The sequence below is a fragment of the Sphingobium sp. WCS2017Hpa-17 genome (assembly GCF_031843765.1).
GTDB lineage: Bacteria > Pseudomonadota > Alphaproteobacteria > Sphingomonadales > Sphingomonadaceae > Sphingobium.
This window is the reverse complement of the sequence record NZ_JAVTIV010000001.1, coordinates 512,749-527,251: the sequence shown is the minus strand read 5'-3', so window position 1 is coordinate 527,251 and position 14,503 is coordinate 512,749. Positions and strand designations below refer to the sequence as shown.

At 65.4% G+C, this 14,503-nt stretch carries 15 protein-coding genes; 6 read left to right on the top strand and 9 right to left on the bottom strand.

Features of this window, described 5'->3' with window-relative positions; translation table 11 throughout:
* Positions 1-10: 10 nt before the first annotated feature.
* Entirely contained in the window at positions 11-724 is a 714-nt protein-coding gene (gene bdcA / locus RQH62_RS02485) for an SDR family oxidoreductase (protein WP_311267149.1), read from the bottom strand.
* A gap of 72 nt (positions 725-796) precedes the next feature.
* On the opposite strand from bdcA, the gene RQH62_RS02480 reads away from it, so the two are divergent.
* The gene (locus tag RQH62_RS02480) at positions 797-1,393 is read left to right on the top strand and encodes a TetR/AcrR family transcriptional regulator (RefSeq protein ID WP_311267148.1); all 597 of its coding nucleotides are present in this window, start codon (positions 797-799) and stop codon (positions 1,391-1,393) included.
* Here RQH62_RS02480 and RQH62_RS02475 read toward each other — a convergent pair.
* The 8 genes from RQH62_RS02475 to RQH62_RS02440 all read right to left on the bottom strand — a co-directional run bounded on the left by RQH62_RS02475 (position 1,390) and on the right by RQH62_RS02440 (position 8,519).
* Complete coding sequence (locus RQH62_RS02475) at positions 1,390-2,187, bottom strand: hypothetical protein (RefSeq protein WP_311267147.1); 798 nt, start codon at positions 2,185-2,187, stop codon at positions 1,390-1,392. The two genes, RQH62_RS02480 and RQH62_RS02475, sit on opposite strands and share 4 nt — an antisense overlap.
* A gap of 83 nt (positions 2,188-2,270) precedes the next feature.
* Positions 2,271-3,407, bottom strand: a complete 1,137-nt coding sequence (locus RQH62_RS02470) for a TonB-dependent receptor domain-containing protein (protein WP_311267146.1) — start codon at positions 3,405-3,407, stop codon at positions 2,271-2,273.
* Positions 3,407-4,486 carry an endonuclease/exonuclease/phosphatase family protein gene (locus RQH62_RS02465; protein ID WP_311267145.1) on the bottom strand — a complete coding sequence of 360 codons (1,080 nt, stop codon included), beginning with the start codon at positions 4,484-4,486 and terminating at the stop codon, positions 3,407-3,409. Before RQH62_RS02465 ends, RQH62_RS02470 begins: the two co-directional genes overlap by 1 nt.
* Before the next feature lie 118 nt (positions 4,487-4,604).
* Positions 4,605-5,594: a nucleotidyltransferase family protein gene (locus RQH62_RS02460; protein WP_311267144.1), complete on the bottom strand. Its 990-nt coding sequence runs from the start codon at positions 5,592-5,594 to the stop codon at positions 4,605-4,607.
* Positions 5,591-6,454 (bottom strand): HprK-related kinase A, encoded by an 864-nt coding sequence (locus tag RQH62_RS02455; RefSeq protein ID WP_311267143.1) that lies wholly within the window; start codon positions 6,452-6,454, stop codon positions 5,591-5,593. The genes RQH62_RS02460 and RQH62_RS02455 overlap by 4 nt, the downstream gene beginning before the upstream one ends.
* Positions 6,451-6,747, bottom strand: a complete 297-nt coding sequence (locus RQH62_RS02450) for an HPr-rel-A system PqqD family peptide chaperone (protein ID WP_405053505.1) — start codon at positions 6,745-6,747, stop codon at positions 6,451-6,453. Before RQH62_RS02450 ends, RQH62_RS02455 begins: the two co-directional genes overlap by 4 nt.
* A gap of 57 nt (positions 6,748-6,804) precedes the next feature.
* On the bottom strand, positions 6,805-7,965 hold the full coding sequence (locus tag RQH62_RS02445; RefSeq protein ID WP_311267141.1) for a glycosyltransferase: 1,161 nt from the start codon (positions 7,963-7,965) through the stop codon (positions 6,805-6,807).
* A 101-nt stretch (positions 7,966-8,066) separates the two neighbouring features.
* The gene (locus RQH62_RS02440) at positions 8,067-8,519 is read right to left on the bottom strand and encodes a hypothetical protein (RefSeq protein ID WP_311267140.1); all 453 of its coding nucleotides are present in this window, start codon (positions 8,517-8,519) and stop codon (positions 8,067-8,069) included.
* A gap of 99 nt (positions 8,520-8,618) precedes the next feature.
* On the opposite strand from RQH62_RS02440, the gene RQH62_RS02435 reads away from it, so the two are divergent.
* The 5 genes from RQH62_RS02435 to pstB all read left to right on the top strand — a co-directional run bounded on the left by RQH62_RS02435 (position 8,619) and on the right by pstB (position 14,500).
* Positions 8,619-9,905 (top strand): ATP-binding protein, encoded by a 1,287-nt coding sequence (locus RQH62_RS02435; RefSeq protein ID WP_311267139.1) that lies wholly within the window; start codon positions 8,619-8,621, stop codon positions 9,903-9,905.
* Positions 9,906-9,995: 90 nt separating this feature from the next.
* Complete coding sequence (locus RQH62_RS02430; protein ID WP_311267138.1) at positions 9,996-11,060, top strand: substrate-binding domain-containing protein; 1,065 nt, start codon at positions 9,996-9,998, stop codon at positions 11,058-11,060.
* 7 nt (positions 11,061-11,067) lie between these two features.
* On the top strand, positions 11,068-12,462 hold the full coding sequence (gene pstC, locus RQH62_RS02425; protein WP_311267137.1) for a phosphate ABC transporter permease subunit PstC: 1,395 nt from the start codon (positions 11,068-11,070) through the stop codon (positions 12,460-12,462).
* Complete coding sequence (pstA, locus tag RQH62_RS02420) at positions 12,462-13,703, top strand: phosphate ABC transporter permease PstA (RefSeq protein WP_311267136.1); 1,242 nt, start codon at positions 12,462-12,464, stop codon at positions 13,701-13,703. The genes pstC and pstA overlap by 1 nt, the downstream gene beginning before the upstream one ends.
* A gap of 8 nt (positions 13,704-13,711) precedes the next feature.
* A complete protein-coding gene (gene pstB, locus RQH62_RS02415) occupies positions 13,712-14,500 on the top strand; it encodes a phosphate ABC transporter ATP-binding protein PstB (protein ID WP_311267135.1) in 789 nt (262 codons plus the stop codon).
* Positions 14,501-14,503 lie beyond the last annotated feature (3 nt).

Below are 14,503 nucleotides of genomic sequence, written 5' to 3'. Positions count from 1 at the left end.
CGCCAGAGGCTCAGGCCCCGAAACCACCGTCGATCGTGTGCATCGCGCCGGTGATGATGCCCGCTTCCGGTCCGGCCAGATAGGCGGCCAGTCCAGCAATTTCCTGCCCCGTGGCGTGGCGCTGGATCGCCATGAAACCATGCATCGTGCTGGCCATCGGGCCATCGGACGGGTTCATCTCCGTATCCGTCGGGCCGGGCTGGATGATGTTGACGGTGATACCGCGCGGGCCAAAATCGCGAGCCAGTCCGCGAGCCATGCCCTGCAACGCCGACTTGGTGAGCGCATAGGCCGCACCGCCGGCGAAGGGCATGCGATCGCCATTGACCGATCCGATCACGATGATCCGGCCGCCTTCGGGCATCTGGCGCGCCGCTTCGACCGCGGCATGATAGGGTGCGCGGACGTTGATATCGATCATCCGGTCGACCGCATCGGCATCCAAGGTCAGCGCATCGCCCATCACAAGCGTCCCGGCATTGACGACCAATATGTCGAGCGGCCCCTGCCCGGCCACCACATCTATCACCGCTTGCCGATCGGCCGCGTCGGACTGGACGGCGGTGGCACCGGTATCGCTGGCCAGCGTCCGGGCAGCGTCGTGCGATCCGGCATAGGTGAAGGCAACCTGTGCGCCGTCGCCAGCGAAGCGGCGGACAATGGCGGCACCGATGCCCCGGCTGCCGCCGAGGATGAGGGCTTTCTTTCCAGTGAAGTCGGTCATGGTCATGCTCCTTGAGATATTTGTAATGATCGCTATATATATCAATGAAACATGGGTTCAAGGATTTTTATAGTGACCGATAAAGAAAAAACCAAACCGCGCGGCAGGCCCCGCGCCTTCGACCGGGAAAAGGCGCTGGATCAGGCACAGGCCCTGTTCCACGCGCGGGGTTATGAAGGGGTTGGAGTGGCCGCGCTGGCAGACGCCATGGGCATCAATCCGCCCAGCCTCTACGCTGCATTCGACAGCAAAGCTGCGTTGTATGACGAAGTGCTGGAGCGCTATGCGACGAGCAATCCATTACCCGTCGACACATTGCTCAAGCCGAAGTCCAACCCGGTTTCGGCGCTGACCGCGCTGTTGCGGGAAGCGGCGCGCGTCTATGCCCTCGATCCGCAAACACCCGGATGCATGGTACTGGAGGGCGCACGCGGGGCAGACCGGCAGGCAGCAGACCTCGCCTGCAACTGGAAAGGCAAAAGCCGCGAGCGGCTGCGCGACTATCTGCGTCCGACCCATGCCGCGCAGGCCGAAGTGGTGGCCGATTATATGGTGACGATGATGTCTGGCCTGTCCGCCGATGCCCGCGGCGGGCATAGCCGTACGCGGCTGGCGGCGGTCGCCGACATGGGCGGACTGGCGATCGGGTCGATGCTGCGGTCCGCTTAATCCGCGATATCGCTGGCGACCAGCGTGGTCTGCTTCCGGTCGACCGACCAGACGCGGTCCGCGACCCTGGGATCCCAGTCGATCGCCTGCCCCGGCGAAGCGATGCCGATGGTGCGTTTCCATTCCAATACTGATCCCGCCTCCGGCAGGGCCAGCTCGTACATTTCGGGCCGGTCATGCCCAGTGACATAGAGGCGGCCATCCTGGCTCCAACTGGCGCCCGAACAGCTAAAGGGGGCGAAGCGGGCCAGCACCTGTTGCGGGAAGGTCCAGGCCGCTTCCTGCCGGAAAGCATCGTCCATCCGCACCAGCAACGTGTAGCGATAATCGCGGTTCGGCTCCCCGCCCTTGCCCGCATAATTGGCGTATACCGCCCACCATTTGCCGGCATGGCGATCCAGCACGGTCAGCGATCCGGGCCCGAAGCCGAGGCTGACGGTACGCAGATGGCGCAGCGTCTTCGTGTCGAAAATCTCGATCGCGCTGGTCTGCGGCACGGCGGGATAGTTGGACGCGGCGCACACCAGTTCACGGCCCGCCACGGTGCAGCTGTTCATATGCGGGAAGAGGCGGCGCTCACCCTGCCATTGCGCGATACGCTGACCAGTGGCGATGACATATTTGCCGATCCGGTCATTGTCGATTGCATAGACATGCACGCCGTCCGACGCGACGCCCTGATGCGCTTCGGGGGCAGGCAGGCGCAGCGCGACGGGCGACGGAGGCGGTGACGGCGCGTCGGCATCCTGCGCCTGCGCGGCCCCCGCCAGTGCCAGCGCTGCCATCGCCATCATGTTCCATTTGTGCCGCATCGCCCGCTCCGATCAGGAAAGCCCTGCCGATAGGCAGGCAATGCTACAGAAAAAGGACGGTGATGTTACCAGCGCAGGGCAGCGCTCAGCATCAATGCGCGCGCCTGATCGACGGCGCGGATCGGACCGGATGCCGGCTGGTCCGCCAGCCGCCCGCTCATCAACCTGTCGGGGTCGGTCAGGTGTAATCCGATGCGCGGCAAACGGAGGTCCGCGGGCCAATAGTCGATGCCGCCCTCCACCCGCATCCGATTCGCCCCCTGCCCCCAGGCCGACATGCTGGTGCGCGCGGCACTCATCGCGCAACCCCAGGGACCATGGCGCCATTCGCCCTGCACCGCCAGCCGCTCTTCGGTCAGCGCCGTGCCCTGATCCGGGTCGATCCGCGCCCGATCATAGCGCAACGCCCAGCGCAGCCTTGGCGACAGGCTGTGCCGCGCCTCCAGCGCCACGCCCTGCATGTGCGCGGAGCCGAGATTATGCGGCCTATATCCGCCCAGAACAAAGGCCAGCCGGTCGCGCACCTGTCCGTCATAGGCGGCGACATCCAGTTGCAATGCCGGCATCGCCGCCCAGCGCAGGCCGATACGGGTCCGGCTGTCCCGCTCCGGCCGCAGATTTTGGCGCAGCGCGCGATAGGCGGGCTGGTCCAGCCCCATAGCCCCGATCGTGCCGATATCCGCATAGCCGCGCACCGTTTCGCGATAATCGGCGGTCAGCGCCAGTCGCGGCGTGGCGGCGAAGGCAAGATGCGCCGACGGCACGAAATCGTCGCGCACGCGCAGGTCGTCGCGGCTATAGGGCGACGTTGCATTGACCGCCTTGTTGCTGAATTTGGCGGCCTGCCATCCGACCGTGGTCGACAGTCGCTCATCCATCTGCGGCAGGTCCATCTGGATATCGACCAGCCGGACGCTGCTGCGCGGCTGATGGTCGGCGCGCGCGGCCATCAGCGCGGCAACACGCTGGCGACGACGTTGCAGCGTCAGGTGCAGGTCGGCCGGCTGGGCAGGCAGCGGTACCAGTTCGATGGCATAAATGCGCGCCGGTCGCTGCGCGAAAGGCAGTAGCGGTGCGGGGCGAACCGAGAAATTGACGCGCGGGCGCAGGGCAAAACCGGCATGATCGGGCCAGACGGACTGCGCCATGGCTGGCACCGGCAGCATCGCGGTCGCGAGCAAAGCAGATGGGAGGAAGCGCATCAGCGGCCTCCCGCATCGGCAAAGCGCAGAGGCATTTCCTCGGCTGGTTCATAGCCGATGGCATAGCCGACATGGTCGGACAGGCGCTGGTCGGCCGGGCCGCCGAAGGGGATATGTGCGGCGGTCACCGACATCGGCGCGCCGGTGGCGCTGCGGGCGAAAATCCAGTCCTTCGACCGGAGGACCGCTTCGTCCAGGTCGCGCCGGTCCGCCGGATCGGCCAGCAATGCCTGTGCCTTTGCCTGACGGCCGCCACCCAGCAGCGGCGCGACGAAGGTCAGGCCCGGCCGATTCCAGTGCGTGAAGAAGGCACCGATACGCTGCGCATCCCCGCCGATGTTTAGGTCGCCGCCCAGCAGCAGAGTGCGATCGCGCGGCACATGGCGCGCGACGAAGCCGGCGAGCAGGCCCGCCTGCCGATCGAACGCCCGGAGCGACCGGGCGATCGACACGCCGGCCGCCTTGCGCGCGTTGAGATGGGTGTTCACCACGGCGACCGGCCGGTCGAACCCCGGCACGCGCAGATGGGCGATCATCGCGCCCTTGTTGGCCAGACAGTCGAACCCGGCACAGGCAAAGGCGGGATAGGCGATGCGATCCACCGCTTCGATCGGATAGTCGGACAGGATGATGAGGCCGCTGTTCAATGGCTTGTCCAGCGTTTCGCCCCGGTCCCAGCGGGCAGAGCGCAGATAGATCCGATCCGCAGCGGTGGCGACAATCGCGCTGCGCATCGCCGGGTCAGGCCCGGCGGCGACATGAGCATAGCCGGCGCGCTGCGCGAATTGGGCCGGGTCGGCGGTGAAGCCTTCCTGGATCAGGACGATATGAGGCTGGCGCCGCTCTGCCCGCAGGCCCGCCAGCCGATCGGCGATCCGCCCCAGCGCCTCATCCCGACCGAAGGCGATCGGCCAGGGCAGGCCCATGACATTATAGGTCATGACCGAGAGCGGCAGATCGGGCTGCCCCGATGACGGCAAGGATAGATGTCGTTCGCCGGGCGAACTGACGCTGGGCGAACTGGCGGCCAGCAAGGCCGTCAGGCTCGCAAACAATAATGCGCGCGCTGGTTTGAACATGATACAGACCCCTGAGCAGCGCCTAGCCCGCCCGTGGGTCATGCCCATGTCCGCGCGATGGCAGCGCGGTTAAAGTTGCAAGTCAGCCGGCGTCATCGCTGCGACGCACGCCTGTCATTTACTGGGGCCGATGGCCCTTGCGCCATTTGGTCCAGAGGTGCCGCAGCAGCAGCATCGGCGGCATGCGCAGCCAGTGCGAACGCACATAGAAGGCGAAGACCAGCAGCTTGCGGCTCTCCTGCCCCCAGCCGTTGCGCGCGAGGAGGCGCGCCCGCACCAGCCGGTCCCACAGGGTCAGCCGCGCGCCATCGCCATAGATGGCGCACGCCAGCCGCCGTGCCTGCCGGACATGACTGGCAAGGCCGTGACGGGTGGCCCGCACGTCCAGCGCCGCCGGATCGACGTCGGGGAGCAGGCAATGGATATCCCACAGGTTGCGCAGGCCGCCCTGCATGTCGCCATCGGCCAGCATATGCGCGACGCTGTGCACGATCCGGTCTTCGGCACACAGGACATATAATCCATTGGCTATGGGAATGGCGTCGGCGATCATCGCGGTGGCATCCGGGTTCTGGCGCGCGGTCAGCGGCAGCACGGTATGATGCACGTCGATCATCCGGTCACGCTCGACATGGATCATCGGCGGCAGTTCGTGCATCCACTGGCGATAATAGGCGTCGTCATAGGGGTCTTCCTTGACCCATTCCCATCCCGCCGCCATCAGCGCCCGTTCCACCAACGGCATGGCGGCGCGCGGCACGAGGATGTCGAGGTCGCCTATGAAGCGCCCCTGCCCGGCGCGCAGATTCGCCGCGACATAGGCCGTGCCCTTGAGCAGCACCGGCCTGACGTCCAGCCCGCGCAGCGCTTCCGCCGCGCGGTCCGCTTCCCACAGCGCCTGCTGCGCCTCCCGCGCGGTGTCGCGCTTTGCGTCCGTCAGGATCGGCCGCACCGCATCGGGTACCGAGACATCATCCAGCCGGTAGGCCAGTGTCCCGATCAGCCGCTCGGCCCGCGCAGCGGCGAGCAGACGGTTCCAGCCATCCGCATCCAGTCGCCCGGTTTGCGCCGGATCGCGCAGCACCTGCACCAGCAGGGCCGCGCTCATGCCAGTTCCTCCCACAGACGATCGACCATGGCGAAGGCTTCGTCGCCGGACGCGAAGTCGATCGCCCGCGCCGGCACCTGTCGCACGAAGCGCGTCAGGCCGGTGAAGGCCGGCTCGCCCAGCGCGACATAGTTGGTCGAGGCTTGCGTCAGCCGCATGAAGATTTCGCCCTGCCCCAAAGGCCGCACATCGGCGGCATGGCCGAAGCGCGGGAAGAGCAGCAGCGCCGGCATGCCCCCTTCGTCCATGCGCGCGACAGCGTCGGCGCGGGGCACCATATGGCGGATGTCGCCCTTTGCCGTGGCGGTGAGCAGCGGCCCCATGCGCGCTTCGCCCACTGCATCGGTCACGACGCCGATCGCGCGATTCTTCAGGCTAACGAGCCGGGGAAAGGGCAGGATCGCGCCGCTATCGCAATCGAGCAGCGCAAATTCGTCGCCCATGAAGCGCCAGCCCCGCTCGCCCAGCAAGGCCGACAGGGTCGACTTGCCCGACCCGGATTCGCCGGTCATGACCAGCACGCGACCGTCCTTCTCCACGCTGGAGGCGTGGAGCAAAAGGTGCCGACGCCAGCCCAGTGCCATTTGCAGGTTCATCCCCATTTCGGCGGCCAGCAGGCCATGGGCCAGACTCATTGGCGCGGCATCGGCCAGACCATGATCGCCGGTGATGAAGATGGATGGGCGCACGAAGCGGCGCAGCAGGCTGGTCGGCTGGAGCCGGACGGTGAAGTCGGCGATCGCGCCCTGCACGTTGGGATAATCGGCATAGAGCCGCGCCAGTTGCGCGATCGGCTGCGGCCAGGCGGAACCGATGCGGAAGGTTGCCGGGCCGATGCGTAAAGTGATATTGTGCCTCATGCCAGGCGGACCAGACCCAGCGCGACCAGCGCGTCGAGATGCGCCGCGATTTCCGTCACGGCGTCCGCTTCCGGCCCCAGCTCGAAATCGCGGGCCAACCGGTCGTGCATCGTCTGCGCCGTGACCGGCGCACCATCCGCCATCCGCTCCATAATTTCCGGCACGGGACTGATGACCATATGGGTCTGGCCGGAGCGATGATGGTAGAAAAGCGTGAGATCGTCGAGGATACAGGCCGTAACCGCGTCCGCTGCATCCCGGAGATAGGCTGTCTTCGCGTCCAAATCCGGCATCCCAAACTACTGTCCAACTCGCTGTAGCGCGAAAGACGTAGCCAAGAGCCTAACGCATCATGAAAGGGCTGGCGACGGTACGGGTTGGCGGGCGCGGCTGCCGACCAGCCCTTCAAATGCACGCAAATAGCGGTCGAGCGCACGATCGACGCTATGGTCGCGGGTCGCAGCGGCCCGCATCGCCGCCGGGGCAGGCCGGGTCATGCTGCGTTCGATGGCGCGCGCGAAGGCGCCGGCATCGCCCACCGGCGTCACCGGATGCTGGCCACCGGCGGCCAGCAAAGGCCGGATATTGGGCGTGCTGTCGGTCGCGACGACATCTGCGCCACAGGCCATGGCTTCGATCAGCGTGGCGCACAGCCCCTCCCATCGGGACGGCTGGAGCAGCAGGTCCGCTCGCCCCATCAGTGCCGCAAGACGATCGGGATCGCACACGAAACCAGCAAAATCGACCCGGTCGGCAATGCCCAGCGCCACGCATTGCCGCTCCAGGTCGGCACGGAGCGGCCCCTGCCCTGCGATGGTCAGCCGCCAGTCATGATGGCGCAACTGCGCCAGCGCGTTCAGCGCCAGCGCCTGATCCTTCTGCCCGGCCAACCGCCCGACCATCAACAGCCGCCAAGGATCGCCGGCCCGCCGCGGCGGGCGCCCGGAGCAGGCTCGTTCCATCGCATGGGTGACAGTCGGGCGGGGCAGTAATCGCGCATCCCCACTGCCCGCCAGCAGGGCACGGTCATGTTCGCCCATCACGATGGTCAGGTCGCTCAAGCGCGCAATGGTGCGAAACCGCTTGAGCCGTGCCCAGGCACCCGGCCCATGCTGGCCGGGGCGCACGATCGGATTGGAAATACGGCTGACGGCATTTGTGCCGGTGCCCAGCGTCGCCAGCGCGACCAACATGTTGCTCTGGTTGCCGGCGGAATAAAGAATATCAGGCCGATATTGCCGGACCATCGCGGTGAGCGCCGGGAATTGCGCAATCATCGACAGGCGGCGCGTCCCGCCCACAGCAGGCACCTGCCGGATAGTCAGTGCCGGGTCGATCAGATCCGCGCAGGCGCCATCCGTGCGCGTCATCCACAATTCCACCGGAACACCCCGGCGCAGCAAATGATTGGCCAGCAGGATGGCGACGCGGTCCAGTCCGCCGTCACCAGGCTCGTACAGATAGACTGCCACCGAAAAATCGCGCGCCACAGGGCGGCGGGACTGAAACATGGATGTGCCCTCGACGAAAGATCGGACCGTTGCAGGTTCGACGTCGTCAACGCAGGCAACCCGTATTCGTTCAGATCATCTCAGGGCGATAGCAGAACGGATCAGCGCGGCATTTGCAGCGAGGCGTAGCAGGTAAAGCCGCTCGTCCCCCGCTGGAGCCGGCGGATATAATTGAGATAGGCCTGATTCTGCTCATAACCAGTGCCGGGCAGCCGCCCGCCACGCAGCGCCTGCTTCACCTGTTCGCCGGTGAAGCTGCGGCCCGTCCCCGGATAGGCGCCGGGCGTACCCGCAGGCACCAGCTGACCACTGGGTGCAATGAAATTGCCGGCACGCCCCTGATCCGGTACGGGAATGGTGCAGTTGAGCACCGACGCGGCGGTATTGGCGAGCGCAGGGCGAATCGACACGATGGCAGATGCCGCCACCGCACCGCCCATCAGCAATTGACGACGAGTCGGCACAGCCAGAGAGTCCGGCGATGCTTGCACATCGGGCGCAGCCATTGCATCGGGCGCCTGCGCATCATCCTGTTCGGGCTTCTGGTCGCTCATTGCGTCAAGATCCGTTCGTCCCGCTTGTCAAAGCGTAAAGATTGCACACTATTGCAATAGCCATCGCAGCAATTGCGCGACAAATCCAGCGCGGTAACCATGAATCGACTGACAATATCCCAGATTACGGCCTCCCTCGCCATGCTGTTGCTTGGTACCGGCGGCGCGCTGTTGCTGGGCGCTTCGCCCCTCACCATTGCCTTGCCGATATTGGCGGGGTTGATCGTACTGCTCATCTGCGCCGAGGGCATTGCGGTCCGGCCGGTGTCTGCGCAGGTCCCACTGGATACGCCCGACCTGATCGCCCATCCCGATTTCGTCAGCCTGCTGGAAGGGATTTCCGACCCGCTGATGCTGGTAGAGCGCGGGCGGATCGTGCGGGCGAATCGGGCGGCGCAACGCTTACTGGGTAACCATATCGAGGGCGAGGATGCCCGCATCGCGATCCGGCACCCCGCCGCCGCCGAACGGCTGGCCAACAATGCGCCAATGGCCGAGCCGGTTATGGTGGAATTGGTAGGCCTGGGCAGCCGCGACCAGCGCTGGCAGATGCGCGTGGCACCGATCGGGCAGGTCGCCGATATCCGCCGCCTCGTCCATCTGGTCGATCATAGCGGCACCCACGCCGCCGAGCGGATGCGGGTCGATTTCGTCGCCAATGCCAGCCATGAACTGCGCACGCCGCTGGCCGGCATATTGGGCTTCATCGAGACTTTGGCCGACCCGGAACTGGGTAAGGATACCGAAACGCGCCAGCGCTTCCTGAAGATTATGGACGGCGAAGCGCGGCGGATGCAGCGCCTGATCGACGACCTGATTTCGCTGAGCCGGATCGAGGCGGAGAAATATCGTGCGCCAGATGCGCTGGTCGACATGTCGGAACTGGCGGCAGAGGTGGTCGGCGTCTTCCGATCCAGCCATGGCGACCGGGGGCGCGAAGTAGAAATGGAGATCGCTCCGCAATTGCCGAGCGTGCAGGGCGATCGGGCGCAACTGTCCCAGTTGCTGCATAATCTGATCGGCAATTCGGTGAAATATGGCCGCCCCGGCACGCCGATCCGTGTGACGCTGAACGACGGGCCGAGCGGCATGACCAGGCTGACCGTTGCAGACGAGGGCGAAGGGATCGGCCCCGATCATTTGCCGCGCCTGACCGAGCGATTTTACCGTGTCGATTCTGGCCGCAGCCGGGCCATGGGCGGCACGGGCCTCGGCCTGGCCATCGTCAAGCATATCGTGGAACGGCATCGTGGGCGATTCGACATCGCCAGCACGCTGGGCAAGGGCACGACCATCACCGTGCTGCTGCCCCCGCCGGTCGAGGAAGCGCCTGCAAAAAATGACGAAAAGAAGCGACCTTCCGCGCTTTCAGGGACGATGTCATAAAAACGAAACCTGACTGTCACAAAGGCGCGACTGTCCGCGGCTAGGGCGCTTCCACAGGGGGGCGGCGACTTGCGAATCGCGGCCTTGTTTATGGAGGTTTCCGTGAAGACATTCGCATTGCTCGCCGCCACGACCGTGAGCGTTCTCAGCCTTGCCGCCTGCGGCGATCAGTCCGGTGGCGCAGGCGCGACCCGCGACCAGATCCGCGCGGTCGGTTCGTCCACCGTCTACCCCTTCGCCACCGCCGTTGCCGAACTGTTCGTGCAGGGCAATGCCGGCATGAAGTCGCCGATCATCGAATCGACCGGCACCGGCGGCGGCATGAAGCTGTTCTGCGCGGGCGTGGGCGCCCAGCATCCCGACATCGCCGACGCATCGCGCCGGATGAAGAAGGCAGAATATGAGCAGTGCGCCGCCAACGGCGTGAAGGACATCATCGAAATCCAGATCGGCGTCGACGGCCTTGCCTTTGCCGAATCGAACAAGGGTCCGGGCCTGAAGCTGACCCCCAAGATCGTCTATGAGGCGCTGGCCGCCAATCCCTATGGCAAGGGTCCGAACAAGGCCCAGACCTGGAAGGATGTGGACCCCAGCCTGCCCGCGATCGCCATCTCCGTCTTCGGTCCGCCTTCGACCAGCGGCACCCGCGACTCGCTCGCCGAACTGATCCTGGAAAAGGGTTGCCAGTCGGACGAAGCGATGAAGGCGCTCAAGGAAAAGAGCGAGGACGAATATAAGGCGACCTGCACCCGCATCCGTGAAGACGGCAAATATGTCGACTCGGGCGAAAACGACAATCTGATCGTGCAGAAGCTGGGCGCGAACCCCAATGCGGTCGGCGTATTCGGCTACAGCTTCCTTGAAGAAAACAAGGACACGCTGAAGGACGTGCCGATCAACGGCGTCGAGGCGACCTATGAAACCGTGTCGACCGGCCAGTATCCGGGCGCCCGTCCGCTCTACATCTATGTGAAGAAGGCGCATATGACGGCCATCCCCGGCCTTCAGGGCTTCCTCAACACCTTCGCCGCCAACTGGAACCCGGACGGCGCGCTGACGAAGCGCGGCATGGTCGCGGCGCCGGAAGATGTCCGCAAGAAGAGCGCCGAGATCGTCAAGGCGCTGACCGTCCTCGACGGTTCGCAGCTGAAGTAAGGGCGACATGACCGGTCCTGCCATCCTCCTGCTGCTCGCGGGCCTGGGCGCGATCGCCTGGGTCAGCGCCCGCGCCCGCGCGCTGCGGCTGCAAACCGCCGCGCGCGCCACCGGGCGCCGTGACGCCGTCCATTCGCTGCCCGGCTATCATGGCTGGTATGTCGCGCTGTGGACGCTTGTCCCCGCCGCGATCTTCCTGGCGATCTGGGCCAATGTCGCGCCCGGCCTCGTCACGCAAAGCGTGCTGGCCGATCCGGCGGCGCAGAGCCTGCCCGTCGACGCCTTCTCCCGCTCCGCCATCCTTGGCGAAGCACGGGCGATCGCCAATGGCAGCCAGGCTGGGGCGTTCAATCCCCTGTCGCAGGGCCTGGTCGAACCCTATCGCGCTGCCCTCAACAAATATGGCATCGCCGGCGCCGTACTGGCGCTGGTGCTGGCCTTTGCCGGCGGTGCCTTCGCCTTCACCCGCGTCCGCCCCGATTTCCGGGCACGGACGCGGGTCGAGCGGCTGGTCATGGCGGCGCTGCTGATCGCCTCCTTGATCGCAATCATCACCACGCTGGGCATCGTCGCCTCGCTGCTGTGGGAAAGCTTCCGCTTTTTCTCGATGGTCAATCCCATCGACTTCCTGTTCGGTACCAAATGGTCGCCGCAGTCGGCCGCCATGGGCTATGGCAATGACGATGCGTTCGGCGCGGTGCCGCTTTTCTGGGGCACCATCTTCATCGGCGCGATCATCGCCATGATCGTGGCGATCCCGCTGGGCCTGATGAGCGCCATCTACCTGACGCAATATGCCAGCCCGACCGTGCGCAAGTGGATGAAGCCGACGCTGGAGATGCTCGCGGGCGTGCCCACGGTGGTCTACGGCTATTTTGCCGCGCTCACCATCGCCCCTGCCCTGCGTGACTTCGCCGTCATGATCGGCATCCATGGCGCGTCGTCTGAAAGCGCGCTGGCCGCCGGCCTTGTCATGGGCGTGATGATCATTCCGTTCGTCTCCTCCATGGCCGACGACAGCATCGCCGCCGTGCCGCAGTCCATGCGCGACGGCAGCCTTGCCATGGGTGCCACCACCAGCGAGACGATCACCCGCGTGCTGATCCCGGCCGCCCTGCCCGGCGTCGTCGGCGGCGTATTGCTGGCCGTCAGCCGCGCCATCGGTGAAACGATGATCGTGGTGATGGCCGCTGGTCTGGCTGCCAACCTCACCGCCAACCCGTTCGCCAGCGTGACCACGGTGACGACCCAGATCGTCCAGTTGCTGACCGGCGATCAGGAGTTCGACAGCGCCAAGACGCTGGCCGCCTTCGCGCTGGGTCTGGTGCTGTTCATCGTCACCCTGCTGCTCAACATCGTGGCCCTGCGGGTCGTGAAGAAATATCGCGAGGCTTACGACTAATGAGCACACGCAACCCCACCGACTGGAAGTCGGAGGCCATGCGCAAGCGGATTGCGGGGCGCTATGCCGCCGAACGCCGCTTCAAGTTCGCAGGTCTGTTCGCCGTCCTCCTGTCCGCCGCCTTTCTGGCCTTCCTGCTCGTCACCATGATGGGCAACGGTCTACGCGGCTTCACCCGGACCGAGATTGCGCTGAAGGTCGATTTCCCGGCTTCGCCGCTGTTGCTCGATCCCAAGGCGATCACGGACGAGGCTCTGGCCAACGCCAATCTGCCGATGGTGACCGGCACCGTCGCCAAGACCGCGCTGGGCGACAAGGCAGACGCGCTGCTGTCGCCGACTGCCTGGATCAGCATCCGTGACGCGATCAAGGCCGATCCGTCGATCCTGAGCCGCACCGCCACGATCAGCGTCCCGGCCTCCACTGGCCTGGACCTGGCCGCCAAGAGCAAGGGTTCGCCCGAAATGGAGGCAGAGGTCGCAAGGCTGAAACAACAGGGCGTCTTGTCGACCGGCTTCAACCTGAGCTTCCTGACCGCCAGCGACGGCACCGATCCGACGCAGGTCGGCATCTGGGGCGCGTTCAAGGGATCGTTGCTGACCATGCTGGTCACGCTGATCCTCAGCTTCCCGGTGGGCGTGGCGACGGCCCTCTATCTGGAGGAATATGCCCGCAAGAACTGGTGGACCGACATCATTGAGGTGTCGATCAACAATCTGGCGGCCGTGCCCTCCATCATCTTTGGTTTGCTGGGCCTGTCGATCTTCCTGAACCTCGCCCATCTGCCGCGATCGGCCGCTTTGGTTGGCGGCATGACGCTGGCGCTGATGACGATGCCCGTCATCGTTATCGCGGGCCGCAATGCGATCAAGTCGGTGCCGCCCAGCATCCGCGATGCGGCGCTCGGCATTGGCGCCTCACCGGTGCAGGTCGTGTTCCAGCATGTGCTGCCGCTCGCTTTCCCCGGCATCCTGACCGGCACCATCATCGGCATGGCCCGCGCGCTGGGTGAAACCGCGCCGCTGCTGATGATCGGCATGCGCGCCTTCATCGCGACCCCGCCGGGCGGCATCACCGACCCCGCGACCGTGCTGCCGGTCCAGATTTTCCTGTGGTCGGATGAAGTGTCCAAGGGCTTCGTCGAAAAGACATCTGCCGCCATCATCGTATTGCTGGTCTTCCTGCTCGCGATGAACGGCCTCGCCATCTACCTGCGCAACAAGTTTGAAACACGGTGGTAATCACACCCATGACAGAATCACAAACCAACCTGACCATCGCCGATCCCAAGATGTCGGCTCGCGACGTCAAGGTTTTCTATGGCGAGAAGCAGGCCATCAAGGGCGTGTCGATCGACGTCGGCATGGATCATGTCACCGCCTTCATCGGCCCGTCGGGCTGCGGCAAGTCGACCTTCCTGCGGACGCTGAACCGCATGAACGACACGGTCGCATCGGCGCGGGTCGAAGGTGAAATCACGCTGGACGGCGAGAATATCTACGCCCCGTCGATGGACGTGGTGCAGTTGCGCGCGCGCGTCGGCATGGTGTTCCAGAAGCCCAATCCCTTCCCCAAGTCGATCTACGAAAATATCGCCTATGGACCGCGCATCCACGGACTGGCCGCGGGCAAGGCGGACATGGATGTGATCGTCGAAAAGTCGCTGCGCCGCGCGGGCCTGTGGGACGAAGTCAAGGATCGGCTGCATGACAGCGGCACCGCCTTGTCGGGTGGCCAGCAGCAGCGGCTGTGCATCGGCCGCGCCATCGCTGTGGAGCCCGAAGTGATCCTGATGGACGAACCCTGTTCGGCGCTCGATCCCATCGCGACCGCCAAGATCGAGGAGCTGATCCACGAACTGCGCGGCCGCTACGCGATCGTCATCGTGACGCACAACATGCAGCAGGCCGCCCGCGTGTCGCAACGGACCGCCTTCTTCCATCTGGGCGATCTGGTCGAATATGGCGTGACCAGCGACATCTTCACCAATCCCCGCCAGGAGCGGACCAAGGATTATATCACCGGCCGCTACGGCTGATCC

Coding starts and splice junctions, on each gene's coding strand:
- RQH62_RS02430 (WP_311267138.1), top strand. CDS start 9,996: ATGGAGGTTTCCGTGAAGACATTCGCATTGCTCGCCGCCACGACCGTG.
- RQH62_RS02445 (WP_311267141.1), bottom strand. CDS start 7,965: ATGTTTCAGTCCCGCCGCCCTGTGGCGCGCGATTTTTCGGTGGCAGTC.
- RQH62_RS02435 (WP_311267139.1), top strand. CDS start 8,619: ATGAATCGACTGACAATATCCCAGATTACGGCCTCCCTCGCCATGCTG.
- RQH62_RS02450 (WP_405053505.1), bottom strand. CDS start 6,747: ATGCCGGATTTGGACGCGAAGACAGCCTATCTCCGGGATGCAGCGGAC.
- pstC (WP_311267137.1), top strand. CDS start 11,068: ATGACCGGTCCTGCCATCCTCCTGCTGCTCGCGGGCCTGGGCGCGATC.
- RQH62_RS02470 (WP_311267146.1), bottom strand. CDS start 3,407: ATGCGCTTCCTCCCATCTGCTTTGCTCGCGACCGCGATGCTGCCGGTG.
- RQH62_RS02475 (WP_311267147.1), bottom strand. CDS start 2,187: ATGATGGCGATGGCAGCGCTGGCACTGGCGGGGGCCGCGCAGGCGCAG.
- RQH62_RS02460 (WP_311267144.1), bottom strand. CDS start 5,594: ATGAGCGCGGCCCTGCTGGTGCAGGTGCTGCGCGATCCGGCGCAAACC.
- RQH62_RS02455 (WP_311267143.1), bottom strand. CDS start 6,454: ATGAGGCACAATATCACTTTACGCATCGGCCCGGCAACCTTCCGCATC.
- bdcA (WP_311267149.1), bottom strand. CDS start 724: ATGACCGACTTCACTGGAAAGAAAGCCCTCATCCTCGGCGGCAGCCGG.
- pstA (WP_311267136.1), top strand. CDS start 12,462: ATGAGCACACGCAACCCCACCGACTGGAAGTCGGAGGCCATGCGCAAG.
- RQH62_RS02465 (WP_311267145.1), bottom strand. CDS start 4,486: ATGTTCAAACCAGCGCGCGCATTATTGTTTGCGAGCCTGACGGCCTTG.
- pstB (WP_311267135.1), top strand. CDS start 13,712: ATGACAGAATCACAAACCAACCTGACCATCGCCGATCCCAAGATGTCG.
- RQH62_RS02440 (WP_311267140.1), bottom strand. CDS start 8,519: ATGAGCGACCAGAAGCCCGAACAGGATGATGCGCAGGCGCCCGATGCA.